Raw genomic sequence first — 23,073 nt, 5'->3', positions numbered from 1 at the left:
TCGTCGCGCCCGTCGGGGGGGCGGGGACACCTGACGGGCCGCCCGTCGGTGCACGGCCGTGGGACAGGGTCCCGCGGGGCGTCCGAGCCGGCGCCGGCACGGCGGGGGTATCGGCGGGTCAGCACGAGCGTGCGTCCCAGCTCTCCTGCCGCGCCCACCAGCGGCAGGCCCCGCCGCCGCACCCGCAAGGCCGCCGAACCGGCCGAGGCCGCCTCCGTGTCGCCCGCCTGGGCAGTGGGCATCCTCGCACCCGCCCCGATCGCCCCGGCGGCGAAGAGGCCCACGGCTCCCGCCGGCCGCCGGCGGTGAGGCGCTCGAGAACGGCTCGACTCATTGGTGCCGACGCGCGGCCGGATCCGGGCGGGCGCCGGCGCGCGCACCGCCAGGTGATCGCGTCGATCACCTGGCGGTGCGCGGAACCGGCCGGCGGCGGCCGCGGCGGGTCGGCCCACCGGCCGAGTACGGCCCGTGGAAGGGCGCGTACGGATGGCCGGCACCGGCAGATCCGCACCTCACCACGGCCAGTGCATCAGGCGATGTGCTTGCTGCCCACCCAGCCCGTACGGCCCTTGAGCTGGCCGTTCAGGACGAGCACCCGCATCCAGCCGGCCTTCTTGGCCTGGCACTTCACTTCCACCCCGGCACCCTCGACCAGGAGGCCGAGCGCGGCGTAGTTCGTACCCGGGCCGGACCGGAGCTTGATGTTGGTGGTCGGATACGTCCACCAGTAGCCCTTCGGGTACGTCTTCCCGCAGGCAGAGGTCCCGACGACGGCGGCCCTCGTGGTGGCCGCCTCGGCGGAGCCCGCCAGAGCCGGCACCATCAGCGTGGCCGCGGCCACGGCGGTGGCCATTGCTTTCCGCATGATCCCCCTTGAGTTACCTGATCCTCGCCGGGCGGGGCACCTGTCGGCGGTCCGTCGCCCGGCCACAGCCCGGCGCGGCCGGCACCCACGGCCGGCCGCCGCACCGGGACGATCAAGGATAGGCGAGATCATCCGGGCCGGAGACCGCTGGTGAACGGTTGTGCCCCGGCGGTCCCGCACGGAGCTGGGCGGGCCCCGCCTCGCCGCCGGCGCGTCCGGGCGGCCGACCGGCCTGCGCCCCGACGCAGCCCGCCCCCCCCCATGACGGGCAGTCATCTCAGTCCGCGGACCCACCGAACACCTCACGACGGGCTCCGCCCCGGCCCGCCCGGGCCGGGGAGAGGTCCCGGACCCGCATGGGCGGCGACGGCCGTGGTCTCGGGCGTGCCGGTCACGGGGGCCGCGCGCGCACGGGCCTCGCGGCCCCGGCTCAGCGGACTTCGAGTACGTCGGAGACCGGCCTGCGCGGGGTCGACGGCCCTTGGGGACCGTAGCCCAGCCGGATCAGCATCTGCGGGTGCCCCGTGGGTGACAGCGGGTCACCCAGGGCCCAGCGCAGCTCCGGCCATTCGAGCACCTGCGAGCTGAGTGAGGTGACCAGCCCGTCCAGCGTCGCCCGCAGCAGTACCCGCTCCAGGGCCTGCCCCGCCCTCAGCCAGTCCTCCGGGCCGTCCTGCCGGGTGCCCAGCACCGCGAGGCAGGGCGACCGCTCGTAGACGGCGGTCCGGCGTCCTTCGACCGTGCGGCCCACGGCGAAGTCACGCACGGGGGACCGGACACCGTAGGGACGCGGACCGAACGCGGCCGAGGGGATCCCCTCGCCCCTCGCGTCCTCGGTGCCCGTTCCGGCCCAGCGGGAGATCTCCTCCCGCACCCGTGGGGACAGCTCTTCCTCGTACTCGGCATCCCACACCAGGTCGAGTATCGCCTGCACCTGCCAGACACCGGGGAAGGCGAGACGCGCGCCCTCGGCCACCGCGGCGCCGCTGAGTCCGTCACGCACCGCCCGGGGGACGGCCTCGTCCGTGAACGGCTCCCTGCTCGTATGCCGATCGCGGATCGCCGGGTACAAGGCGCCGAGGCCGTCGTCCGCCCCACCGGGCAGGAACGCGACCGCGGCCAGCGCCTCCCGGTCCGCCGGATCCGGCAGCGGCCGGACCTGTGCGTCCCACCCGGCGTGCGCGGCGGCGACCCGCAGGTTGAACAGCGCCGCCCCACAGCCGATGTGCAGCCCACGGGTGGAGGGGTCGCTGCGCGGCATGGCCCGTGCCGGATCCAGACGCAGCAACAGCTCACCGTTGTGCGGGGTGTAACGGAACCTCCAGGGCTGCGCGTTGTGCATGGAGGGGGCCGCGGTGGCGTCGGCGACCCAGGAGTTGAGGGAGTCCACGTCGGGTGCGTGAGGAGGCATGGCGGTCACCTTCCAGGAGCGAGCTGTGGTCGCCGGGAACGGGAACCCGGCACCGGGTCACCGGGTTCCGCGGCGACACGGCGGGCCGGTCGCCGCCGGCACGGTACGGCCGGGCCGGTGGGCCCGGCGCCGCCCGGGGCCCGTGCGGCGGGCGTGCGCCCGTCGCGCGGGGGGACCGGTGGCGCGGCCGGGGAGAGGGCCGAGCGCCGACGGCCGTGCTGCGCTTCATGACACCTCTCCGAGAAGGGCCGGACGGGCCGAGCGGATCCGCCGCGGGGCGGACCGGGAACCCGCGTCCAGCCTGGACCGGGCCGCCCGGGGAGGGCAGGGGCCGATGGGGCCGCCGCCCAGGGCCGAACGTCCCCGCTGCGACGGGCCGTGCGGCGCCCCGGCCCCGCCCCCGGGCTCGTCACCGCTCACGCCCGACCACGCCCGCCCACGTCCGGCCCGGAGCCGAAGGGCCGACGGGGGCCGGTGCGTGGCCCGTCCGGCCCTTCCCGGGGCCACGCCGGCGGTGTCAGCCTGCGTCACAGGTTCCGCGGGGTACCACCTCGGACGTCCCGGCGCCGGCGGGACGCGCGCCGACCCACCAGGACGTCACCGGAGCCGACGCCACCAGAACGGGTGCGTCCGGACGACGGCCGGGTCGGCGTCGGTCCGGCACGGGGTACGAGCCGGTACGACAGCGGAGCCGCCCGACCGGCGCGGCCCACTCCGACGGAGGAAACATGTCCATGGACGACCGGCGCCCGGCGGGCGCAGTGCTGACCGGCGAGGAGATCGCCGCGCTCGATGCCCATTGGAGGGCGGCGAACTACCTCTCCGTCGGGCAGATCTACCTGATGGACAACCCGCTGCTGCGCAAGCCGCTGGAACCCGCCCACATCAAGCCCCGCCTGCTGGGGCACTGGGGCACCTCGCCCGGGCTCAATCTCGTGTACACCCACGTGAACCGGATCATCGAGCGGCGGGGCGTCGACGCCCTGTGCGTCTGGGGTCCCGGTCACGGCGGTCCCGCCGTGCTCGCCAACGCGTGGCTGGAGGGAGTTACCGTGAGATCTACCCCGACGTGAGCCGCGACGAGGACGGCATGCGGGCGCTGTTCCGGCAGTTCTCCTTCCCCGGCGGCGTCCCGAGCCATGTCGCGCCGGAGACGCCCGGCTCCATCCACGAGGGCGGCGAACTGGGCTACTCCCTGTCGCACGCCTACGGCGCGGCTTTCGACAACCCGGATCTTCTGGTCGCCTGCGTCATCGGTGACGGTGAGGCGGAGACGGGTCCACTGGCCGCCTCCTGGCACTCGAACAAGTTCCTCGATCCCGCCCGGGACGGAGCGGTGCTGCCCGTCCTGCACCTCAACGGCTACAAGATCGCCAACCCGGCGGTGCTGGCACGCCTCCCCGAGGCAGAACTCGAGGCGCTCCTGAGGGGCTACGGCCACGACCCCCTGTACGTCACGGGCGACGACCCGCACCAGGTCCACCGGGCCATGGCCGCCGCGATGGACACCGCGCTGGACCGGGTCCAGGCCATCCAGCGGGCGGCGCGCACCGACGGCCGCGCGGAACGTCCGCGCTGGCCCCTGATCGTCCTTCGGACGCCCAAGGGCTGGACCGGTCCCGCCGAGGTGGACGGCCTGCCCGTCGAAGGCACCTGGCGCTCCCACCAGGTCCCGCTGGCGGGAGTGCGCGACGATCCCGGACACCTCGCGCAACTGGAGGCGTGGCTGCGCTCGTACCGCCCCGAGGAACTGTTCGACGAACACGGCCGCCCCCGGGCCGAGGTCCTGACCTGCGTACCCGAGGGCCGGCACAGGCTGGGCTCGACACCGCACGCCAACGGCGGACTGCTCCTGCGCGACCTCCCCATCGCACCTCTCGAACGTTTCGCCGTTCCGGTGGGCCGGCCGGGCCACGGCCGGCACGAGCCGACCTCCGTCCTGGGCGACCTGATCGAGAGCGTCATGGCCGCCACCGCCGAGCGCCGGGACTTCCGTCTCGTCGGCCCCGACGAGACGGCGTCCAACCGCCTCCAGGCGGTGTACGGCGCGAGCGGCAAGGCGTGGCAGGCCCGGACCCTGGACACCGACGAAGACCTCGACCGGCACGGACGGGTGATGGAGATCCTCTCCGAACACACCTGCCAGGGCTGGTTGGAGGGTTACCTCCTGACCGGGCGGCACGGCCTGTTCTCCTGCTACGAGGCCTTCGTCCACATCGTCGACTCCATGGTCAACCAGCACATCAAGTGGCTCAGGACGTCCCGCGCCCTGCGCTGGCGCGCGCCCATCGCCTCACTGAACTACCTGCTGACCTCGCACGTGTGGCGGCAGGACCACAACGGCTTCTCACATCAGGATCCCGGTTTCGTCGACCACGTCCTCAACAAGAGCCCCGAGGTCGTCCGGGTGTATCTGCCCCCGGACGCCAACACCCTGCTGTGCGTCGCGGACCACGCGCTGCGCAGCCGCGACCACGTCAATGTGATCGTCGCCGGCAAGCAGCCGTGCTTCGACTGGCTGTCCCTGGACCAGGCCCGTGTCCACTGCGCCCGTGGCGCGGGCGTGTGGGACTGGGCGGGCACCGAGGACGGCACGCGCGAGCCCGATGTCGTCCTCGCCTGCGCGGGGGACGTACCCACGCAGGAAGTGCTGGCGGCGGCCGGACTGCTCCGCCGCCGGCTGCCCGACCTCGCCGTACGCGTCGTCAACGTCGTCGACATGACCCGGCTGATGCCCCACGAGGAGCACCCGCACGGCATGACCGACTCCGAGTACGACGCCCTGTTCACCCCCGGCAAGCCGGTGGTCTTCGCCTACCACGGCTACCCCTGGCTGGTGCACCGCCTCGCCTACCGCCGCACCGGACACCCGAACCTGCATGTGCGCGGCTACAAGGAAAAGGGCACCACCACCACACCCTTCGACATGGTCGTCCGCAACGACCTCGACCGCTACCGCCTCGTGATGGACGTCATCGACCGGGTGCCGGGCCTCGCGGTGCGCGCGGTGGGCGTCCGTCAGGAGATGGCCGACGCGCGCGCCCGCCACCACGCCTGGATCCGCGAACACGGCACGGACCTCCCCGAAGTCGCCGACTGGACCTGGACCGGCTGACGACACGAACCGCCCCCGGGGGACCGGGCGCCCGACACCGCGGCGCCCGGCCGGCCCGGCGAACCGCGCGCCCGCCGGCGGAGCGACGTGCCGTGTGCCGTGCCGATGGGCCCCGGGCGGTCGCCGGCCCACCGGAACGCCGGGGCGGCCTCGCGGCCTCCCCCCGGTGGGCCGGCGCGACAGCCGGGTCCGTGCCCGCGGGCGGCCGATAGGCTGAGCCGGCACGGTGGATGATCGGCGAAGGAGGGCCCCGTGGGGGTGGAGGAGCCGCTGTCGCGGATGCCCCAGATGCGGCTCGATGAGCTGCTGGAGGAACTGCAGGCGCGCATCAACGCGGCCCGCGGCACCCGGGACCGGGTCCACAGCCTCCTGGAGGCCGTCGTCTCGGTGGGCCGGGAACTGGACCTCTCCCAGGTGCTGCGGCGCATCGTGGAAGCCGCGGCGCTGCTGGTCGACGCCCAGTACGGAGCACTCGGGGTGATCGGCCCGGACGGCCGGACCCTGTCGCAGTTCCTCACCGTCGGGCTCACCCAGGAGGAGATCGCCAGGATCGGACCCCTGCCCGCCGGGCACGGCATCCTCGGCGAGCTGATCCGCAACCCCGAGCCGCTGCGGCTGACCGACCTGAGCACGCACCGGGCGTCCTACGGGTTTCCCGCCCACCACCCGCCCATGCGGTCCTTCCTGGGCGTGCCCATCCGGGTGCGCGAGGAGGTCTTCGGCAACCTCTACCTCACCGACAAGCGCGGCGGCCAGGAATTCGACGCCGAGGACGAGTCCGTCATCGCCACCCTGTCCGTGGCCGCCGGTGTCGCCATCGACAACGCCCGGCTGTACGAGGCGTCCCAGCGCCAGCAGCGCTGGCTCCAGGCGAACGCGGAGATCACCAAGAGCCTGCTCTCCGGCAGCCCCCGGCTGGAGGTGCTGGAGCTGATCGCCCGCCGCGCCCAGGAGATCACCGGGGCGGCCCTCGCGGACGTGTCCGTGCCGGTCACCGGAACGGAGGACCTCGTCGTCGAACTCGCCGTCGGCGGCGATGACGCCACCCGCCGCGGCCTGGTGGTTCCGGTCGAGGGCACTCTGTCCGGCGCCGCCCACAAGCAGGGCGCGCCCGTGAGCACCCACGGCCTCGCCGAGGACGAGCGGTACACCGCCGGGCCCAAGCGCTTCGACGGCCTGGGGGCCGCCGTCGCCGTCCCTCTCGGTACCGAGGCCAAGGACACCCGGGGCGTTCTCCTGCTGGCACGCCATCAGGGCGAGCCGGTCTTCACCGAAGGCGAACTGCAGCCGCTGCTCGCCTTCGCGGGGCAGGCGGCGCTCGCCCTGGAGCTGGCCGAACGACGCAGCGACGCCGAGCAGCTCGCGCTCCTGGAGGACCGGGACCGTATCGCCCGCGACCTGCACGACCTGGCCATCCAGCGCCTGTTCGCGACCGGGATGACCCTGCAGAGCGCCGCACGGCTCGTCGAGCACGCCGGCGCCGCCGAGCGGGTCTCGCGCGCGGTCGGCGACCTCGACGAAACCATCAAAATCATCCGCTCCACCATCTTCGGTCTGCGGGCTCGCGAGGAGGACTCGGGGCCCGGCCTGCGGGCCCGCGCGGCCCGCGCCGTGGGGGAGGCGGCGACGACGCTCGGATTCCCGCCGCGCCTGAGCATGGAAGGTCTGCTCGACACCGACGTACCCCCGCGGGTCGCCGAACACGTCATGGCGGCCCTCACCGAGATACTCAGCAACGCCGCCCGTCACGCGGGCGCGACGCGGGTCGAGGTGTCCCTGCGGGCCACGGCGGGCGAGGTCGTCCTGACGGTGACGGACAACGGCCGGGGCATCCCCGACGACGGCAGGCGCAGCGGGCTGGTCAACCTCGACGAGCGGGCCCGGAGCGTGGGTGGCGCGCTGGACATCGGGCGGCCCGCCGACGGCGGCAGCCGTCTGGTGTGGCGGGCGCCGCTCGCACCGGGCCCGACGGCATGACCACGGCCGACCACGGCGGTGGAGGTCCGTCGCACGCCACGAGCCCGGCCGGTCAGGGCGTGAGCAGCCGCAAGCCCGTCACCAGGTCCGGCCGGATGCGCAGCACGGCGTGCGGGGCCGGGTCCTCCACCCAGGGGCGCAGGCGGGCGGCGAAGCGCGCGCGTTCACCGCTCTCGGTGATCCGGCGGGCGTAACCGGTCACGACCACGCTCCAGCCGATGTGCGTCTCGGGGTCGATGACGTCCGCCTCATAGGCGACCACCACACCGGTGACGTGCGTGGGCGCCACGACGGAGGCGAGCGTCGCGCCGTCGTGCAACCGCACGACGATGTCGTCGCCGTCCATGAGGTGGTTGACCGGGCGGACGGCCGGCAGCGCCTGCTGGGTGAACACGATGCGCCCCAGCGAGACGGTCCCGAGCAGCCGCAGCGCCTCGGCCCGGTCCAGCCGCGCCATGCGCCGGGGCGCCACCGCCCCACACCGGGCGTCCACCGCTCGATCCATGGCTTGGTTCTCCATCGTGCCGCCCTCTGCTCCGTCATCGGTCCTCGGGGCACCTCGGTGCCTTCCGCCAGCTTCCCGCGGCGCCCCATCGGGCACCAGGGCCGAACGGACCCCGGTACGACCGGAAACGGAAGGACCACCACACCCGCAGGCCCGGCATCCCGGTGCCCGTCCCCGCGCGGGCACCGGGCACCGGCGCCGGGAGCGCCGCCGCGTACCGGGGGCCGTCCGGCCCTGGCCGACCGGCCCCCGGGCACGACACGATGGGCACGGATCCGCCTTCGGCGGAGAACCGCACGGAACACGGAGTGTGTGATGACCGACAGCAGCCGCGGGCCCAGCCAGATGGAACCCGTCAGGGTCTTCCTCCTCGACGACCACGAGGTGGTACGCCGCGGCGTGCACGACCTGCTGGCCGCCGAACCCGACCTGACCGTGGTCGGCGAAGCGGGCACGGCGGAACAAGCCCTGGTACGCGTGCCCGCGCTGCGTCCCCAGGTGGCGGTCCTGGACGTCCGCCTGCCCGACGGGGACGGGGTGAGCGTCTGCCGGGAACTGCGCTCCCACCTGCCGGACCTGGCCTGCCTGATGCTGACCTCGTTCGACGACGAAGAGGCGCTCCTCGACGCGATCATGGCCGGTGCGTCCGGCTACGTCCTCAAACAGATCACCGGAACCGACCTGGTCAACGCCGTCCGCACGGTCGCCTCGGGCCAGTCCATGCTCGACCCCGGCGCCACCGCGCGGGTCATGGCCCGGCTGCGCGGCGGCGGCACCCCCAAGGAGGAACAGCCCAGCGGCCTGCCCGGGCTGACCGAACGCGAGCGCGAGATCCTCGCCCTGGTGGGGGAGGGGCTGACCAACCGGGAGATCGGCAAGCGGCTCTACCTGGCCGAGAAGACGGTCAAGAACAACATCTCCCGGCTGCTGGCCAAACTGGGCGTGGAACGCCGCGTGCAAGCGGCCGTCATCGCCACCCAGGCCATGACCGCGCAGGGCGGGCCGGCCGCGCCGGGTGACCGCCGACCGCGCGGCTGACGCGCGGCGGGGCGCCGTGGGGGACGGACCCCGCGCGGGGCCAGCGGGCGACTGTCCCCGCGCGCACCACCCCCCGGCCCGCAGGTGCCGGCGGGGGTTGCTCGTACCTGGCCGGCGCGTCGAGGGCCCGGCGGTGAGGGCCCAGCGGTGAGGCGGCCGGGACCCCGCGCGGGGCCAGCGGGCGACTGTCCCCGCGCGCACACCGGGCGGTCAGTCGTGCGGGACGACCGCGACCGGGCAGGGGGCGTGGTGCAGCGCGGCGTGCGCCACCGAGCCGATGCGGGTACCGACCGGAGAGCGGCGTACCCGGCGGCCGACCACGAGCAACTGGGCGCGCGGCGCGACCGACAGGAGCACCTGTCCCGCGCTGCCGATCTCGACGTGCTCGACCACGGGCACGTCGGGGAACCGATCCCGCCACGGCGCCAGGGCCTGGCCCAGTGCCTTCCTCTCGTAGGGCTCCAGCCCACCCGCCTCGTCGGCCAGGCGCATCGATCCGGGGCTGTAGGTGAAGACGGTCGGCAGGCTCCAGGCCCGCACCGCCCGCACCGCGGCGCCCCGGGCCGCCGCCGCCTCGAAGGCGAAGCCGAGCACCGCGTCACTGTCCTGCGGCGCACCCTGCTGGCCCACGACGACCTCCCCGCTCGCCGGTTCACGCACCTGGCCCGCACGGGCGCGCACGGACACCACCGGCCTGTCCGCCTCGGCGATCACCTGCTGCCCGTACGAGCCGAGGAGGAAGCCGGCGAGAGCACCGTGCCCGCGTGAACCGAGCACCAGCATGCTGGACCGCTCGGCCTCACTCAGCAGAGCGGCCACCGCCGTGTCCGGCACCACCTCGGCGGTGACGGGGAGGTCCGGGTGATGCCCGGCCACGCGCCTCTCGGCCTCGCGCAGCACGGCGTCGGCCGAGTCGGCCTGGGTCTGCCGGTCCTGGACCAGCGGTACGTCCAGCGGCTGCCAGAGCCAGGCGTGCACGACCCGCAGGGGCACCCCGCGCAGCGCGGCTTCGCGGGCCGCCCAGTCGGCAGCCGCCAGACTCTCGGCGGATCCGTCCACTCCAACAGTGATGGCACGGGACATGCGGTGGGCCTCCATACGGTTCGACGGGCACAGCCACCTCAGCCTGCCCCCTTCCGCTCTCAGCATGACCGGGCCGGGCGCCCGCGAAGAGGGCCGTACGGCCCTCCCCGGCGGCCACTCGGGCCCGGTCGGCGACTCACCGGCCGCCGGCACCCGCACCGGCCGGCCGTCCGTCCCCGGGTGCGGCGGCGGACGGGGACGGACGGCCCGCGAGGCGTCGCCCTGCCCGGCCGCCCGGCCGGTGCGGGGGAGGGACGTCGGGCGCTTCAGCGCCGTGCGCCGTCCGCCACCGATCGGCCGCCCGCCCGCGGCGCGCTCCGCGGCACCGTCAGTCCCCCGGCAGCGTCCGGTGGCCCCGCGCGGAGCTGCCTGTGTGGATCCCCGCGGGAAAACGGCGGCCGGGGCCGCCCGGTCCGGAGCGACTGCCGACAGCCGGGACCAACGGCCCACGCCTCCGTCGGCACGCCGGCGGAGGCGCTGTTCGGCAGCGAGCCCGCTCGGGCACCCTCGTACGGCAAGGGGTGCCGCTGACGTCTTGTGGCTGCTCCGCCCCGAGCGCGCCGGCCCTGGCGGCCGGCCTCGGCGAGTCGGCGTAAGTCGTCCTCGGGCCGACTGGACCGGCTCGGGACGCAGTACCGGGCGCGCCCGCCCGGGTCACTGAACCCGGGGCACTGAAGTGGCACGCCGAGGGACCGAGTTGGCCCAGCGGCTGTGGGCGGACCACGCCGCCCGGGCCCGCCGGGGCCTGATGCGATCAGTGGCCCACGCCGTCGCGTCGGTCGTCCAGACGAATGTCGAGGTGGGGCCAGTACGCGGTCCACCGCCTCAGGTCACCGGCGGTCAACGACCATGCGCGGCGAAGCGACGTGACTGGCAGAAACCGGACGAGCGTGCCGGTGGTCCCATCGGCCTCAACAGGAGTGAGACCGGTCACTGGGACACCGTGCTCATAGCGCTGGGTCCAGGCCCCGTTACGACGGCGGTTGGTCGGACGAGCCTCGGTCGTGCACGGGGAGTGCGTCGCCGTGGCCCCCGGCGTGTCCCGCGGCCGGTGCGGCTCACGGTTGCCTATTGGCCGGCGGGCCCTTCGCCACCGTGGCCGCGACGGGCCCGGTCCGGTTCGGACCCAGGGGGCAGTGTGTTGTTGGGCCGCGGGCGGCGCGCGCACGGGTGCCGCGGCCGGACGGCGTGGCACCGGCTCTGCCCGAGCCCGCGCCCCCGCCACGCCTGATCCGGCCGCATCCCTGACGGCTCCCCCGTGCCCGCAGCACGCGCCGGCTCACCCACCGGCAGGGTGCTGGGGCCCGCCATCGCCTCAACACTAGGCACCGTGCCGACTTCGCACATCAGGGCAGGCCCTGAGACGGAACGCCCCACGGAGCAGGCGCGAACCGGCGTGCTCTGCGTGCAAGGTGCCGCCGGGCCATGGGCAGGACCAGCGGGGTCCGCCCGGGGCGCGTGCCGCGATCAGGTCCGCAGGTACGCCAGCACGGCACGGACGCGCCGGTGCTCGCCCGGGTCCGGCTCGAGGCGCAGCTTGGTGAAGATGCTGCGGATATGGCTCTCCAGCGTTTTGGCCCCGATGCGCAGGCAGCCGCTGATGCCTTCGTTGGAGCGGCCCTCGGCCATCAGGGCCAGGACTTCGCGCTCGCGAGGAGTCAGCGCTTCCAGCACTCCGGCCGGCCGGGGCCGGCGGATCAGCCGCGCCACCACATCCGGATCGATGGCGCACTCGCCGCGGGCCACCCTCTGCAACGCGTCGAACAGTTCCTGGGCGTCCGTGACGCGCTCCTTCAGCAGGTAACCCACGCCCTGCCCGTCGCGCGTCAGTTCCTCGAGCACGCTGCCCGTCTCGACGTACTGGGACAGGAGCAACACCCCCGTGCCGGGCCGGCGCAGGCGGATCGCCCGCGCGGCCCGCAGCCCCTCGTCGGTGTGGGTCGGCGGCATGCGGATGTCGAGGACCACCACGTCCGGCTGGTCCGCCACCACGAGCTCCACCAGACCTTCGGCGTCACCGCGCTGTGCGACCACGGTGATGCCGGAGTCCTCCATCAGGCGGGCCAAGCCCTGCCGCAGCAGAACGGAATCCTCCGCGAGAATCACCCGCACGGCAGCTCCGCCCTGATCCGGGTGCCGTCCCCGGCCGGGGAGTGCACCCGCAGTCTGCCGCCCACGGCGGAAACCCGGTCCGCCAGCCCTCCCAGGCCCCGGCCTGCCGGATCGGCCCCGCCGATGCCGTCGTCCACCACCTCGACCACCACCCAGGCCGCTTCCCGGCGCACCGCGAGCGCCACCGCCCGTGCCCCGGAGTGCTTCCCGGCATTCGCCAGAGCCTCGCTGGCCACGTAGTACGCCGTGGTCTCCACCAACTCCGGGAACCGCACCGGCTCCACCATCACCACCACCGGTATCCCCGACTCGTCGGCCAGCGCGGCCAGTGCCCCGCGCAGTCCCTCGCGTGCGAGCACGGCCGGGTGCAGCCCCCGGGCCAGCTCACGCAGCTCCGTCAGCGCCGTGCGCAGCGTCTGCTCGGTCTCGTCGACCGCTGCGCGCAACTGAGGGTGCTCACGCCCCCAGCGGGCCCCGATCCTCCGGAGCCCCATCAGCGCGAACACCAACCGGCCCTGCGCCCCGTCGTGCAGGTTCCGCTCCAGACGCCGCCGCTCCTCCTCCTCGGCGGACAGCAACCGCATCTGCAACGCCCGCGCCCGCTCCGCGTCCCGCGCGGCGCGCTCCGCGAGCTGCATGTTGCGCAGGCACAGCCCCACCGACGCGGAAACCGACTCGAGCAGCTCCGGCTCCTGCGCCAGCGCCCGGTCGTGCACCAGCACGGCCGCCGGCGTACCACCGCGTCCGAGCGGCGTGATCGCGGCGCCGGCGGCCGGGCGGCCCCGCTCCGGCCCGCCGACCGCCCGCCCTTCGGGGTCGGTGTACAGCCCGGGAACGGAGGCGTGCGGGACGCCGAGCCGCAAGGTCGGGTCTCCCAGCACCTCGCGCAGCGCCTTCTGCAGTCGGTCCGGCGTCGGTTCGGGCCCGGCGGCGATGACCAGGTTCCCGGCACCGGCGCGCCGCAGCCGTATGCGGAGCAGCCCCACCGCGAACGCCGCGGGAAGCGCGATCTGCGCCAGGTCCGACAGCGCCAGGGGCAGCAGTTCACCACCACCCAGCAGCCCGGGCCGGACCACGTACAGCACCTCCCAGCCGATGAAGACGACGGCGAGCACCACGGGCACCGCGACCGGCAGCAGAACGCGACGGTACGCGGGGCTGCCGGCCAGCCACCGGCCCACCATCAGCGCCGCCACCCAGAGGGTCAGTACGACCCCGGCCCACCGATAGACCAGGTCGACACCGGCGAACACACCGGCGTCCCGCACGACGAGCAGCGCGTTGCCGTCACACTCCTCGCACAGCAGGTACGAGCTGCCCGGGTCGGCCGCCGGGTCGTAGCACAGCGCACGGGCCAGTCCGCCCACGGCCACCAGCGCGTACGCGGCCCCCACCGTCCACCGGGCCCGGCGCTGCCCCAGCCGCCCCTCGGGAAAGGCCAGCAACAGATGGGCCAGCACGGCAAGGTTCAGCGCCTCCCACCACGCCCCCATGCCCACCAGAAGCGGCTGGTCGAAACCCTGCAGGTTCCCCACGAACCAGGTGAGCCCCTCGGCGAGCATGAGCGGCCCCGTGCCGTTGGCGGGCCGGCGCCAGAGCGCGATCAGGCCCGCGGCCGCATAGGCGAGGCCCGTCAGCACATCGACGGCCACGGCCGACGGCTCCGCGCCGGTACGGGCGTAACCCAACGCACCGACGAGCCCTACGGCAGCCGCAGCGACCGCCCATCCCACCATGCGTCCGGCGCGGCCCGCTCCAGGCCTGCGTTCCACCCCGGTGTCCCCCCGCGCTCCCGACATCGCTCACGCCCGTTCGTCATTGTGTCACCACCGACGTCGCCACCGGCCGTCGCTGCCGTGCCGGCCACCGGGCGGCCCGGCGTCGGGCCGCGTCACCGGCCGACCGGTGCGCGGCGTCCGCTGATCCGGTCCCCTCTCACGTGTCCCCAGGCACCGACCGTTCCCGCCGACTCGGCGTCATCACCGGCGTGCCGGGGCGCGTCCCGAGCAGACCGCGCGGAAGGCGCGGCACCCCGGCTGCCGCACCCGACACGGGCCGGGACAGCCACGCCCCGTGGGCGGCGCCGAGTGCCGGGCGCCGAGCGGCCGGGTCGCCGCTCGGACCGGGACGGCGCCCGCGCGTCCGAGGCGCCCCGCAGGCCGGACTGGTGGCACTAGCCGTGCGGGACGTCCTTGACGAACACGATCCCGTCGCTGTCCGACAGGTGTGCCGGGTCGATCGGGGCGTAGCCGAACCAGGGCGACACGCGGGGTACGGGCCGTCCGTCGCCGAGGGCGCCGGCCAGCCGGGGGGCGTCGACGACGCAGCGGTCCTCCGGGAGTGCGTACAGGAGTCCTTCGACGGTGTCCGGCGGCGGAGTGTCCACTCCCTGGTGCCGGATCGTGCCGAGGGCGGTGGCCACGAAGGCGTACTCCTCGCCGAGCCGGGCGCTCACCAGCGCACCGGCGCTCCACCACTCCACCGGTCCCTGCCACATCCGCATCGTGCTCTTCCACCGCTGGAGATGGGCGTTGTGGGCGTGGACGAGTGCCGGGCCCCGTTCGGCGAGGGCGAGGAGGTTGTCGGCCATCATCCCCTCCCGCAGGCCCACCAGCCGGGTCATGCGGGCCGGTGAGGTGTCGGCCATCCAGTAGTGGTAGCGCAGCAGGCCGGCGGCGGTGCGCCCGTACAGGCGCGCCCGGTCGAAGTCGCCCCGCGAGGTCGCCTCGACCAGGTGCGGGAGCTGCGCGTCGAGCAGCGCCACCAGGTCGTCGGCGAGCAGCCGCAGTTGGCCGGCCTCGGCCGACTGCCCCGTGGACCGGGACGGGTCCGTCATCGCGGCGGGTTCGGTCCACCGTTCGTCGGAACCGAGCAGCCGCTCGAGTGTCTCCGCGGTGCAGGGGAGCAGGCCCGCCTCCATGTGGGCGGCGAGGTAGCCGTGGAGGGCGGTGAGTGCCTGCCGGGGGCTCGCGGCGTGGGTGATCTCCAGCGGGCCGTCGAAACCGGCGAAGCGGAGCCGTTCGGACGGCGGCCGGCCGTCGCTGTCGGCGCGGACGTTGTAGGCGCGCATCCAGCGCACGAGCTCGCGGTTGGCCGCGGAGGCGCCCCAGCCGTGGCTGATTCCCTGCTCCATGACCTCATCGAGGCTGCCCCTGCCCGAGGTGACGTAGTCGTCCACGACCAGACCCCTCACGCAGTCGCTCTCGATCGCGATCGTCCGGTAACCCTCCTGTTCGATGAGCTGCCGGAAGAGCTCGTTGCGGACGTCGAGCAGAGCCTCCTCGCCGTGGGTGGGCTCGCCCAGCGCGAGCAGCCGCGGCCTGGCCGGGAGCAGCCGCATGACGGCGGCAGCCTCGACGGCACAGGCGGTTTCCTTGATGTCAGTACCCATGCCTTCGACGCTATCGTTGAACCCCCGGTGGAAACTTCCCCGCTGTATTCCCCGCTGTATCGTCAGCCGCATGCGGAGAAACCTTCAAAGCGGTGGTCGCCTCAGGCCGGTTGACCTGGCACGCGGGCACGGTCTGTCCACGCAGGCCGTCAGGAACTACGAGGAGGCCGGCATCCTCCCGGCCGCCGACCGCACGGTCCACGGCTACCGCACCTACACCTCGCTGCACGCGGAAGCCCTGCGCGCGTTCCTCGCCCTGGTCCCCGGTCACGGCCACCGGACCGCGACGTCGATCATGAGGGCGGTGAACCAGGGCTCGGTCGACGAGGCGTTCCGGCTCATCGACGAGAGCCACACTCAGCTCCTCGACGACCGACGGACCCTCCAGGCCGTGGCGAGCGCCCTCCGCGACCTGGAGCCCACTGCGGCGTCCGGTGCCGGTGCGGGGCCGGGGCCGGGGCCGGCCGCGCTGTCCGACCCCGGTGGCACGTTCATCGGGACGCTGGCGCACCGGCTCGGTATCCGGCCCGCGACGCTGCGCAAGTGGGAACACGCCGGGCTGGTGCGCCCGCGCCGGGACCCGCGGACCGGGTACCGCCTCTACGACGAGGCCGACGTACGGGACGCCAGGCTGGCCCACCAGCTCAGACGGGGCGGCTACCTGCTGGAACAGATCGCCCCGCTGATCGCCCAGGTACGGGCGGCCGGCGGGCTTGAGCCGCTGGAGGGCGCGCTGCGCGACTGGCGCGGCCGGCTGTCCACCCGCGGGCGGGCGATGCTGACCGGGGCCGCCGCACTGGAGGCGTACCTGCGCGAGCGCGGATGAGACGTCGGTCGCCGGCCGGGCGGAACGAGGGTCGATCACCCATGTGCCGCGCGTCCGTCGCGCGAGGCGGAAGCGGCTCACGACAGCGGAGGGGACACCCGAAGGTGCGGGACGGGACGGGCGGTCACCCGGTCCGCCCAGGTGCGCACGTCATGTCGTGGCGTGCGCCTTGTCCGGCGCGGTGTCGCCCTCGGGGTGCGGCTCCGGATACCCCGCTCACCCGTGTACGGTCCGTCCCGCGCCACTCCGGCAGCGGTGCGGCCACGGGCGGGGGAGCGGCGGTGTCGTCACGGCACATCGGAGCGCACGAGCACCCGGCCGACCGGCTCACCGCTGGTCCGCGCGTATGCCAACCGCTCGCGTACCTCGCGCATGGTGCGTGGCCGGTATCCCGGGCCGCCACAACAACTCTTGTGGAAACCCACACCGGCGTGCAGCAACACCGCGAGTGCCCGCCACGCGGCGACATCACGCCGCCGGGGCGTGGCGAATGTCGAACCCGCGTGGATCAACGGCTCCGCGCAACGCGGGCAGGCCCGTGGGCGTCGCAGGTCGTAGGGTTGCTTGTACGAGGCCCGGCAGGGGAGGCAGACGTAAGAGGTCTTCCCATGGAACATGTGCCCAGCGTAGGGATCCCCACCCGGCGTCGCTCAACGGGAATCCGGACGCCTTTCCGGTGCCTATGCACATGAGGGCCCGGTGTCCGCGGCGCGGCAGTCCGGTGAACGTGCCGCGGTTCCACAACCGCTGCTTCTGGCCGCCAGAAGAACTGGCTCTTGGACTTGTGGCCGAGCCGCGGCGATCATGAAGGTATGGACCTCGCGAGTTTGATCGCCGCCGAACGCCGGGACGTCGCCGACGTGTTGGACGGCCTGTCGGACCAGCAGTGGGACGCGCCGAGCCTCTGCGCGGGCTGGCGGGTACGGGAAGTCGCAGCCCACATGTCGATGGGCTTTCGCTATTCGGTCCCGCAGGTGATCGGACAGTTGGTCAGGGCGCGCGGCAGCCTGCACCGGATGACCGACCGCCTGGCCCGCAGGGACGCGGCATCCGCCGGGCCGGGCCAATTGGCCAACTGGCTGCGCGACAACGCCCGTCACCCCTGGACACCCCCGGTCGGGGGCCTCGTCTCGGCACTCGGCCACGACGTGGTGCACGGCCTGGACATCACCGTCGCGCTCGGCCTGGAGCGCCAGGTCCCCATGGACCGCCTACGGGTCCTGCTCGATCACGTGACGTACAAGAGCGCCAGGTTCTTCGGCGCCGATCTGGCCGGCGTGCGGCTGTGTGCCGACGACATGGACTGGTCGTTCGGCGTCGGCACGCCACTCACCGGCTCCGCCCAGGACCTGCTGCTGGTTGCCTTCGGGCGGCAGGTGCCCGCGGGCCGGCTCAGGGGCGGGGCGGGACCACGTCCGTGAGCGGAAAGAAGAACCGCGCAGCGCTCGGCACTCGCTGCGGGCCCGGCTGCGGGGCACGGCCCATTCACCAACCACCGAGCCCCGTCGAGCGGTCCGGCCGGACACCCCGGCGCGGAGTCGCTCATGACCACGGACAGGCGTCAGCCGCCATGGTTCGGACGTGGGCCGGGCCTGGGGTGTTCAATCGCTTCCGCCGAGGACAGGCACCAGCGGGCGCCTGCCGTCGAGCAGCTTGTTGATCTCGTGCCTGGCGCCCTCGTCGAGGAAGTACAGGTACATGCTCTGGCCGTTGTCCCTGGTGCAGAAGCGTCGCCCGTTGTGTTCCAGGTCGCCCATCAGGTAGGTGACCACCAGCGTGTCCGCCCAGTCGTCGTGCACCTCGGCGGTCCAGCGCTGCCGGCGGCCGTCGATGGTGTACTCGATCCACGCCTCGCCCGACTCGAGGTCCACATGGTCCCGGAGGTCGGTGAAGGCGCCCGGACGGCCGGCGATCCGGCACAGGTTGCGGGCGATGCCCACGTACGCGCCCGGCGCGTAGACGCACTCGGTGTCGAAGGTCCATGCCCGGTCGCAGAACCACCGACCCCAGGGCTCCCGCTCGACCTCGGCGCCCAGCATGGACATCAGGAGTTCGTACGGCTCGCGCTCGAACAGCTCCCTGGGCAGGGAGTGGAGCAGGTCGTCGACGGTCCTGTCGGCCACGAGGGGCAGACCGAGGTCCGCCAGGCGGGCTATTTGCGTTTCGAGTTCCACGGCGGCGATCGTAGTGGTCGCCACCGACAGCGGCGTGCGCCGCTTGCACCGCTTAGCGGTCGGACCGTTGAGGCGCTGACGCTGCTGAGCACGCCCGACGGCGGACGTGGCAGCCGGAGGCGACGGGCGCCGGGAGGATGCGGAGCGGTGGACGCCTTCGCTGCGGCCGGGGAGCCGCCGCACTCGCCGGTGCCGGTACTGCCGAGCACCGGCCGGCGGTCGTCCCGCGGCCACTGGCCTGAGCGGGGCCCCACCGGGCGCTGGCCCGGCCGCACGCTGTGCCCGGAGCCCGGAGCCCGGAGCCCGGAGCCCGGAGCCCGGAGCCGTCCGCCGTCCGCCGTCAGCCGTCCGCCGGACGGACAGGACGGTGCCCGCGACCTTGCGGGCACCGTCGCGTCACCGCGCCCCGCGCGAGCGCGGGCCGACTGGTCAGTCGTTCACTTCCCGGTCGAACTCGGCCGAGCAGGCGTCGCGTTCGCTCTGCGTCCCGGCCTGCCGGACACACTCGTCGAAGCTCTTGTACTCGTCCGAGTTCAGGATCGAAGCACCGATCACAACGATCACCGTGGACGCGATCAGACCCAAGGCGCCGAGTACCGCACCGGCGATCGACATCCCGCGGTACGGTGCCCGCCCACCACGTGCCTTGCGTGCGCCGATGATGCCGAGAACGAGGGCGAGCAGACCCAGCACCATGCCGCCGAAGACGGTCCAGAACAGGAGGATCGCCGCTACACCGAGGACCAGCGCGGCGATCGCCAGTCCGTTGCTCCGCTTCACCGGCGAGTCGGGGTGGGTCTGCGCGTAACCGTTCGGCGTCTGGGGGTGGCTGGAGTAGGACACGCCATCACGCTCTTCTCTTGATTGTCCGTTCCGATGCGTCGTCGTGCGTGCTCCTTTTGCCCCCTGGTCGGCGACCGATGCACCAAGGCGCCACCCGGGTGGCGCTCGGCGGCACACCTGCCGGCCCTGCCCGCGCAGAAGCCGGAAAATGGCCGCTTGATCAGCGGACAGGGGAGGGTTTCCCCTCTGAACTGCTGGACCAGCTACTCGCCGCCCAGGCGACCCCGCACCGGTGAGCCCGGGCGCCGCCCGGTTCGACGGGGCGTCATACTCCGGCGACGCCCGGTTCGGCGCCCTGCCCCGCTCGGCCGGCGTGCCGGAGGCGGAGTTGTCCGGTACGGAGCTCGGCGCCGGTGGCGGAGTGGATGCCGTACACCTGGCGCCGCACGACAGTGCCTCGACCGGCGGCCCGGTGGGCACGCCGGACCTACGGCACACCCGTCAGGTCCACGGCGCCGACGTGCGCGGTCATCGTGCCCGAAGCCCGGGTCGCCGCACCGGCCGTGGCCTTCGCCAAGCAGCGACGCCGCCGCGTGGTCGACTGTCATACCCCCGTCCGGGCGCTGATCGCAAAGGCGCTGACCTTTCGGACGCTCCGGGGCGTTATCGCCACGGGTTGCTGGGAAGAGCGGCCGGCTTGCGAGGCGGGCGCCGACTCGGAACTGGTTCATCGCCGGAGGGCTGGCCTTCGGCCTCGCCGCCCGGCGGGCCTGGTGCCCGCGAGCGGGAAGCGGCGCCCGGGGAGCCATCCGGGCGGACGCGGAAGCCCGCCCGCGAGATGCCGGGCCGACTGCTCCCGTGAACCACCCCGGGGCCTGCGGGGAACAGAGGGTGTGAGCACACCCGCCAGAGACGGAGACCTTGTGACCGGCCCACCGGACCCCGCAGCGGTGACGGCCATGACGACTCGGCCGTCATAGCGCGGTCCCTGGACCGCCCCGACGCCTTCGCCGAGTTGTACAACCGGTACGCCGCCGACATCCACCGGTACGCCATCCGGCGGCTGGGCGACACGGCCGCCGACGACATCACGGCCGATACGTTCCTTGCCGCCTTCCGCGGCCGCGCCCGCTACGACCTGGGCCGTGCCAACGCCCGCCCGTGGCTCTACGGCATCACCGCCAACCTGATCGGCAAGCACCGCCGCACCGAGGTCCGCGCCCTCAACGCGCTGGCCCGCACCGGGCGCGACCCGGTCGCCGAGTCCTGGGTCGACCACGCCGACGACCGGGTCACCGCCCAGGCCGCCCACGGGCCTCTGGCCGGCGCCCTGGCGTCCCTGTCGGGCGGCGACCGGCACGTGCTGCTGCTGGTCGCCTGGGCGGACCTGACGTACCAGGAGGTCGCCGAGGCGCTCTCCATACCCGTCGGAACGGTCCGTTCACGGCTCAATCGGGCGCGCAGGAAAGTACGGGCCGCGCTCGGCGAAAGCGACCCCACCCTCGTACACGACTTCGACACGGAGGTCACCCATGGATGAGATGCGGACCCTCCAGGACTTCCGCGCGGATGCCCCCGCCCCCGACCGCGCCCGCCTGGCACCCGGCCGCCAACGCCTTCTCGACGAGGCCGAACGCCCCCGGGTACGCCCCCGGGGCGGTGGCTGCTCGCGGTGGCCGGTGCGGCGGCGGCCGTCACAGCGGCGGCCGTCCTGGTGGCACAGGTCGTGCCGCCGGCGGACACGCCACGGGTGAGGGCCGAACAGGCCGCCGTTCCCGAACCGGCCGGCGGGGAGTGGCTCTACGAGAAGACTCTGGTCCGGCAGTCGACGCTCAACTTCCGCGACGATCACAATCCCGTGCCGCAGAAGGGAAAGCCGCCGTACTGGACGTCCACGGAGGAGAACTGGACCCAGTACGGCAGCGGACGGACCCGCAGAACGCTGCCCCACGGAGCGCTGGACCCCGTGATCGGCGAATCGGAACCCCCCAAGAGTCTTCGGCAGAAGGTGGCGGACCTTCCCGATGAACCGGAACAACTGCTCCGGGCTCTCAAGAGGATCGACCGGCTCGGTAGCGCGTACCAACGGGTCTGCTTCACTTATGCGGAAGTGGACGCCATCCCGCCCGATGTCCGCCTGTCGCTCTTCCGCGCCCTCACGACGATCCCCGGAGTGGTGGTCCGGGGGCAGCCGGTCGAGGACGCGTTGGGCAGGCCGGCCCTGGCCGTCCACGCCTCGGACGACAACCCGTTCACCAAGGAGACCCGACGCCGGGAGGAACTGCTCCTCGACCCCGAGACCTACGAATACCGGGGCAAGCGCACGATGATGCTCGTCGGCGGCATGATCGACTCGAAGGTCACGACCGAGGAAACCCTGCTCAGTATTTCGGCCGTCGAGAGGCTCGGGGCCGTGGACAAGCCGGGAACGCGCCCCTGACCGGTTCCGCTCGCCCGCTCCGGCACGGGGGTGCGGGGCGGGCGAGCGGGGACGGCGGCGCCCGGGAGGTGTGACCGGTTCGCCCGAGCCTTGAAGTCGCCTTCGACACCCTGTCCGCCGCGATCAGGTAGCTGCACATCCGCAGCGTCAGCACCGGGAAGACCAGCCTGACGACCACCTGTACGGGCTGGCGTGCCCAGTGGGCCAGTTCGCGTCTGGTCATGGTCCAGGAGTCGGTGGCCGCCCAGCCCGGCGTCGAGCCTGGGCTTGCGTCGTGCTCACACCGTGCGTCGCACTCATGCCACGTCCTCCTTCGTCAGGTGCATGAGACCTTCGTCGAGCGTCGGCCGCTACCGCGGTGCCCTCCGTGTGGGCGGCTAGTCAAACTTGTATAGATAGGCTAGTCAAAGTTGTCTACAAGGGAGACGGTCATGTCAGCGATCCGGCTGCTGGTCCTCGGCGCGGTCCGCCAACACGGACGAGCCCACGGCTACCAGGTACGCAACGACCTGGAGTTCTGGGGCGCCCACGAGTGGTCCAACGCCAAGCCGGGCTCGATCTACCACGCGCTCAAGCAGATGGCGAAGCAAGGGTTCCTCCTCGCGCACGAGGTCGCGCCGAGCACCGTCGGCGGTCCGCCCCGTGTCGAGTACGAGATCACCGACAAGGGCAACGAGGAGTACCTCACGCTGCTGCGCCAGGCCCTGACCTCGTATGACCAGCAGATGGACATGCTCTCGGCCGGCATCGGATTCATCGTCGACCTGCCGCGGGAAGAGGCCGTCGCCCTCCTCAAGGAGAGGATCACAAGGCTTGAGGAGTGGCGGTCCGAGGTCACCGAGTACTACACGCCGGAGAACGGACCCGAGCAGCTGGGACACATCGGCGAGATCATGAACATGTGGGTGCACTCGGCTGACGGCGGCGCGGAATGGACGCGCGGGTTGATCGGGCGGATCGAGGGCGGCGCGTACACCTTCGCAGGGGAGGGCGAACCCTTCGTGGGCGTGCTCGGGGACGACGAGCCGAACCCGTACGCGACGGGACCGCACCCCGAGGACAACCGCTAGCGGCGCACCACGGCGGCGGCACCGGCGGCGATGTCGCCGCTCAGCGGTGGGGGCGTGCGGTGCGGATGCGCGCCAGGTCCTCCTGCCGTGTGGTTCCGCCGGCCGCCGGGAACATCCCCGGGACGAGATCTTCGCCGAGAGGGTCAGCACCCGGGTGCGGTCCGCCCGAAGTTCGAGGCCGCGCTCGCCGCCGCCCGGGAGATCAGGCCCACGCCTCGCACTGCTGGGTCACCTCCACCCTCTACGAGATGAAGCGGCTCGGCCGCGACACCGCCGAGCCGAC

Annotated in this window: 17 protein-coding genes and 2 pseudogenes; 8 read left to right on the top strand and 11 right to left on the bottom strand. The window is 73.5% G+C overall.

Features of this window, described 5'->3' with window-relative positions:
• Positions 1 to 529: 529 nt before the first annotated feature.
• Both AB0H53_RS18170 and AB0H53_RS18165 read right to left on the bottom strand, forming a co-directional pair.
• Entirely contained in the window at positions 530 to 865 is a 336-nt protein-coding gene (locus AB0H53_RS18170) for an SH3 domain-containing protein (RefSeq protein WP_362113698.1), read from the bottom strand.
• A 430-nt stretch (positions 866 to 1,295) separates the two neighbouring features.
• Positions 1,296 to 2,276 (bottom strand): nitroreductase, encoded by a 981-nt coding sequence (locus AB0H53_RS18165; RefSeq protein ID WP_362113695.1) that lies wholly within the window; start codon positions 2,274 to 2,276, stop codon positions 1,296 to 1,298.
• Positions 2,277 to 3,004: 728 nt separating this feature from the next.
• On the opposite strand from AB0H53_RS18165, the pseudogene AB0H53_RS18160 reads away from it, so the two are divergent.
• Positions 3,005 to 5,391 (top strand): annotated as a pseudogene (locus tag AB0H53_RS18160) (phosphoketolase family protein).
• A gap of 288 nt (positions 5,392 to 5,679) precedes the next feature.
• Positions 5,680 to 7,368, top strand: a complete 1,689-nt coding sequence (locus AB0H53_RS18155; protein ID WP_362113802.1) for a GAF domain-containing protein — start codon at positions 5,680 to 5,682, stop codon at positions 7,366 to 7,368.
• 52 nt (positions 7,369 to 7,420) lie between these two features.
• Here the strand turns inward: AB0H53_RS18155 and AB0H53_RS18150 are convergent, their stop codons facing one another.
• On the bottom strand, positions 7,421 to 7,873 hold the full coding sequence (locus AB0H53_RS18150; RefSeq protein ID WP_362113692.1) for a pyridoxamine 5'-phosphate oxidase family protein: 453 nt from the start codon (positions 7,871 to 7,873) through the stop codon (positions 7,421 to 7,423).
• 315 nt (positions 7,874 to 8,188) lie between these two features.
• Between AB0H53_RS18150 and AB0H53_RS18145 the strand changes: the two genes are divergently transcribed.
• Positions 8,189 to 8,911 carry a response regulator transcription factor gene (locus AB0H53_RS18145; protein ID WP_362113689.1) on the top strand — a complete coding sequence of 241 codons (723 nt, stop codon included), beginning with the start codon at positions 8,189 to 8,191 and terminating at the stop codon, positions 8,909 to 8,911.
• A 210-nt stretch (positions 8,912 to 9,121) separates the two neighbouring features.
• On the opposite strand, the gene AB0H53_RS18140 is transcribed toward AB0H53_RS18145, so the two are convergent.
• The 4 genes from AB0H53_RS18140 to AB0H53_RS18125 form a co-directional block, all read right to left on the bottom strand.
• Complete coding sequence (locus tag AB0H53_RS18140) at positions 9,122 to 9,994, bottom strand: universal stress protein (RefSeq protein ID WP_362113686.1); 873 nt, start codon at positions 9,992 to 9,994, stop codon at positions 9,122 to 9,124.
• Positions 9,995 to 11,461: 1,467 nt separating this feature from the next.
• Complete coding sequence (locus AB0H53_RS18135) at positions 11,462 to 12,106, bottom strand: response regulator transcription factor (RefSeq protein ID WP_362113683.1); 645 nt, start codon at positions 12,104 to 12,106, stop codon at positions 11,462 to 11,464.
• On the bottom strand, positions 12,097 to 13,758 hold the full coding sequence (locus tag AB0H53_RS18130) for a histidine kinase (RefSeq protein WP_362113680.1): 1,662 nt from the start codon (positions 13,756 to 13,758) through the stop codon (positions 12,097 to 12,099). Before AB0H53_RS18130 ends, AB0H53_RS18135 begins: the two co-directional genes overlap by 10 nt.
• Positions 13,759 to 14,279: 521 nt before the next feature.
• The gene (locus AB0H53_RS18125; RefSeq protein WP_362113677.1) at positions 14,280 to 15,497 is read right to left on the bottom strand and encodes an erythromycin esterase family protein; all 1,218 of its coding nucleotides are present in this window, start codon (positions 15,495 to 15,497) and stop codon (positions 14,280 to 14,282) included.
• A gap of 70 nt (positions 15,498 to 15,567) precedes the next feature.
• Here AB0H53_RS18125 and AB0H53_RS18120 point away from each other — a divergent pair, with 70 nt between their 5' ends.
• On the top strand, positions 15,568 to 16,323 hold the full coding sequence (locus tag AB0H53_RS18120) for a TioE family transcriptional regulator (RefSeq protein WP_362113674.1): 756 nt from the start codon (positions 15,568 to 15,570) through the stop codon (positions 16,321 to 16,323).
• Positions 16,324 to 16,610: 287 nt separating this feature from the next.
• On the opposite strand, the gene AB0H53_RS18115 is transcribed toward AB0H53_RS18120, so the two are convergent.
• On the bottom strand, positions 16,611 to 16,940 hold the full coding sequence (locus AB0H53_RS18115) for a deoxyxylulose-5-phosphate synthase (RefSeq protein WP_362113671.1): 330 nt from the start codon (positions 16,938 to 16,940) through the stop codon (positions 16,611 to 16,613).
• 195 nt (positions 16,941 to 17,135) lie between these two features.
• Here AB0H53_RS18115 and AB0H53_RS18110 point away from each other — a divergent pair, with 195 nt between their 5' ends.
• On the top strand, positions 17,136 to 17,744 hold the full coding sequence (locus tag AB0H53_RS18110) for a maleylpyruvate isomerase family mycothiol-dependent enzyme (RefSeq protein ID WP_362113668.1): 609 nt from the start codon (positions 17,136 to 17,138) through the stop codon (positions 17,742 to 17,744).
• A gap of 180 nt (positions 17,745 to 17,924) precedes the next feature.
• Here AB0H53_RS18110 and AB0H53_RS18105 read toward each other — a convergent pair whose 3' ends face one another.
• Positions 17,925 to 18,497, bottom strand: coding sequence for a hypothetical protein (locus AB0H53_RS18105; RefSeq protein WP_362113665.1), 573 nt, complete (start codon positions 18,495 to 18,497; stop codon positions 17,925 to 17,927).
• 429 nt (positions 18,498 to 18,926) lie between these two features.
• On the bottom strand, positions 18,927 to 19,340 hold the full coding sequence (locus AB0H53_RS18100) for a DUF4190 domain-containing protein (protein ID WP_362113662.1): 414 nt from the start codon (positions 19,338 to 19,340) through the stop codon (positions 18,927 to 18,929).
• 955 nt (positions 19,341 to 20,295) lie between these two features.
• Here AB0H53_RS18100 and AB0H53_RS18095 point away from each other — a divergent pair.
• Both AB0H53_RS18095 and AB0H53_RS18090 read left to right on the top strand, forming a co-directional pair.
• A complete protein-coding gene (locus AB0H53_RS18095) occupies positions 20,296 to 20,820 on the top strand; it encodes an RNA polymerase sigma factor (protein ID WP_362113659.1) in 525 nt (174 codons plus the stop codon).
• Between the two features lie 132 nt (positions 20,821 to 20,952).
• The gene (locus AB0H53_RS18090; protein ID WP_362113656.1) at positions 20,953 to 21,720 is read left to right on the top strand and encodes a hypothetical protein; all 768 of its coding nucleotides are present in this window, start codon (positions 20,953 to 20,955) and stop codon (positions 21,718 to 21,720) included.
• Positions 21,721 to 21,815: 95 nt separating this feature from the next.
• Here AB0H53_RS18090 and AB0H53_RS18085 read toward each other — a convergent pair.
• Positions 21,816 to 21,943 (bottom strand): annotated as a pseudogene (locus AB0H53_RS18085) (ABC transporter permease); the annotation flags it as partial.
• A gap of 208 nt (positions 21,944 to 22,151) precedes the next feature.
• Here AB0H53_RS18085 and AB0H53_RS18080 point away from each other — a divergent pair.
• Positions 22,152 to 22,790 carry a PadR family transcriptional regulator gene (locus tag AB0H53_RS18080; protein WP_362113653.1) on the top strand — a complete coding sequence of 213 codons (639 nt, stop codon included), beginning with the start codon at positions 22,152 to 22,154 and terminating at the stop codon, positions 22,788 to 22,790.
• The last annotated feature ends 283 nt before the right edge of the window (positions 22,791 to 23,073 follow it).

This window comes from Streptomyces sp. NPDC050856, from assembly GCF_040653855.1.
Classification (GTDB): Bacteria; Actinomycetota; Actinomycetes; order Streptomycetales; family Streptomycetaceae; genus Streptomyces.
The sequence above is the reverse complement of the archived record's forward strand: the minus strand, read 5'-3'. Positions and strand labels throughout refer to the sequence as shown.

Coding starts and splice junctions, on each gene's coding strand:
- AB0H53_RS18165 (WP_362113695.1), bottom strand. CDS start 2,276: ATGCCTCCTCACGCACCCGACGTGGACTCCCTCAACTCCTGGGTCGCC.
- AB0H53_RS18125 (WP_362113677.1), bottom strand. CDS start 15,497: ATGGGTACTGACATCAAGGAAACCGCCTGTGCCGTCGAGGCTGCCGCC.
- AB0H53_RS18110 (WP_362113668.1), top strand. CDS start 17,136: ATGGACCTCGCGAGTTTGATCGCCGCCGAACGCCGGGACGTCGCCGAC.
- AB0H53_RS18140 (WP_362113686.1), bottom strand. CDS start 9,994: ATGTCCCGTGCCATCACTGTTGGAGTGGACGGATCCGCCGAGAGTCTG.
- AB0H53_RS18080 (WP_362113653.1), top strand. CDS start 22,152: ATGTCAGCGATCCGGCTGCTGGTCCTCGGCGCGGTCCGCCAACACGGA.
- AB0H53_RS18150 (WP_362113692.1), bottom strand. CDS start 7,873: ATGGATCGAGCGGTGGACGCCCGGTGTGGGGCGGTGGCGCCCCGGCGC.
- AB0H53_RS18115 (WP_362113671.1), bottom strand. CDS start 16,940: ATGTTCCATGGGAAGACCTCTTACGTCTGCCTCCCCTGCCGGGCCTCG.
- AB0H53_RS18120 (WP_362113674.1), top strand. CDS start 15,568: ATGCGGAGAAACCTTCAAAGCGGTGGTCGCCTCAGGCCGGTTGACCTG.
- AB0H53_RS18145 (WP_362113689.1), top strand. CDS start 8,189: ATGACCGACAGCAGCCGCGGGCCCAGCCAGATGGAACCCGTCAGGGTC.
- AB0H53_RS18170 (WP_362113698.1), bottom strand. CDS start 865: ATGCGGAAAGCAATGGCCACCGCCGTGGCCGCGGCCACGCTGATGGTG.
- AB0H53_RS18155 (WP_362113802.1), top strand. CDS start 5,680: ATGCGGCTCGATGAGCTGCTGGAGGAACTGCAGGCGCGCATCAACGCG.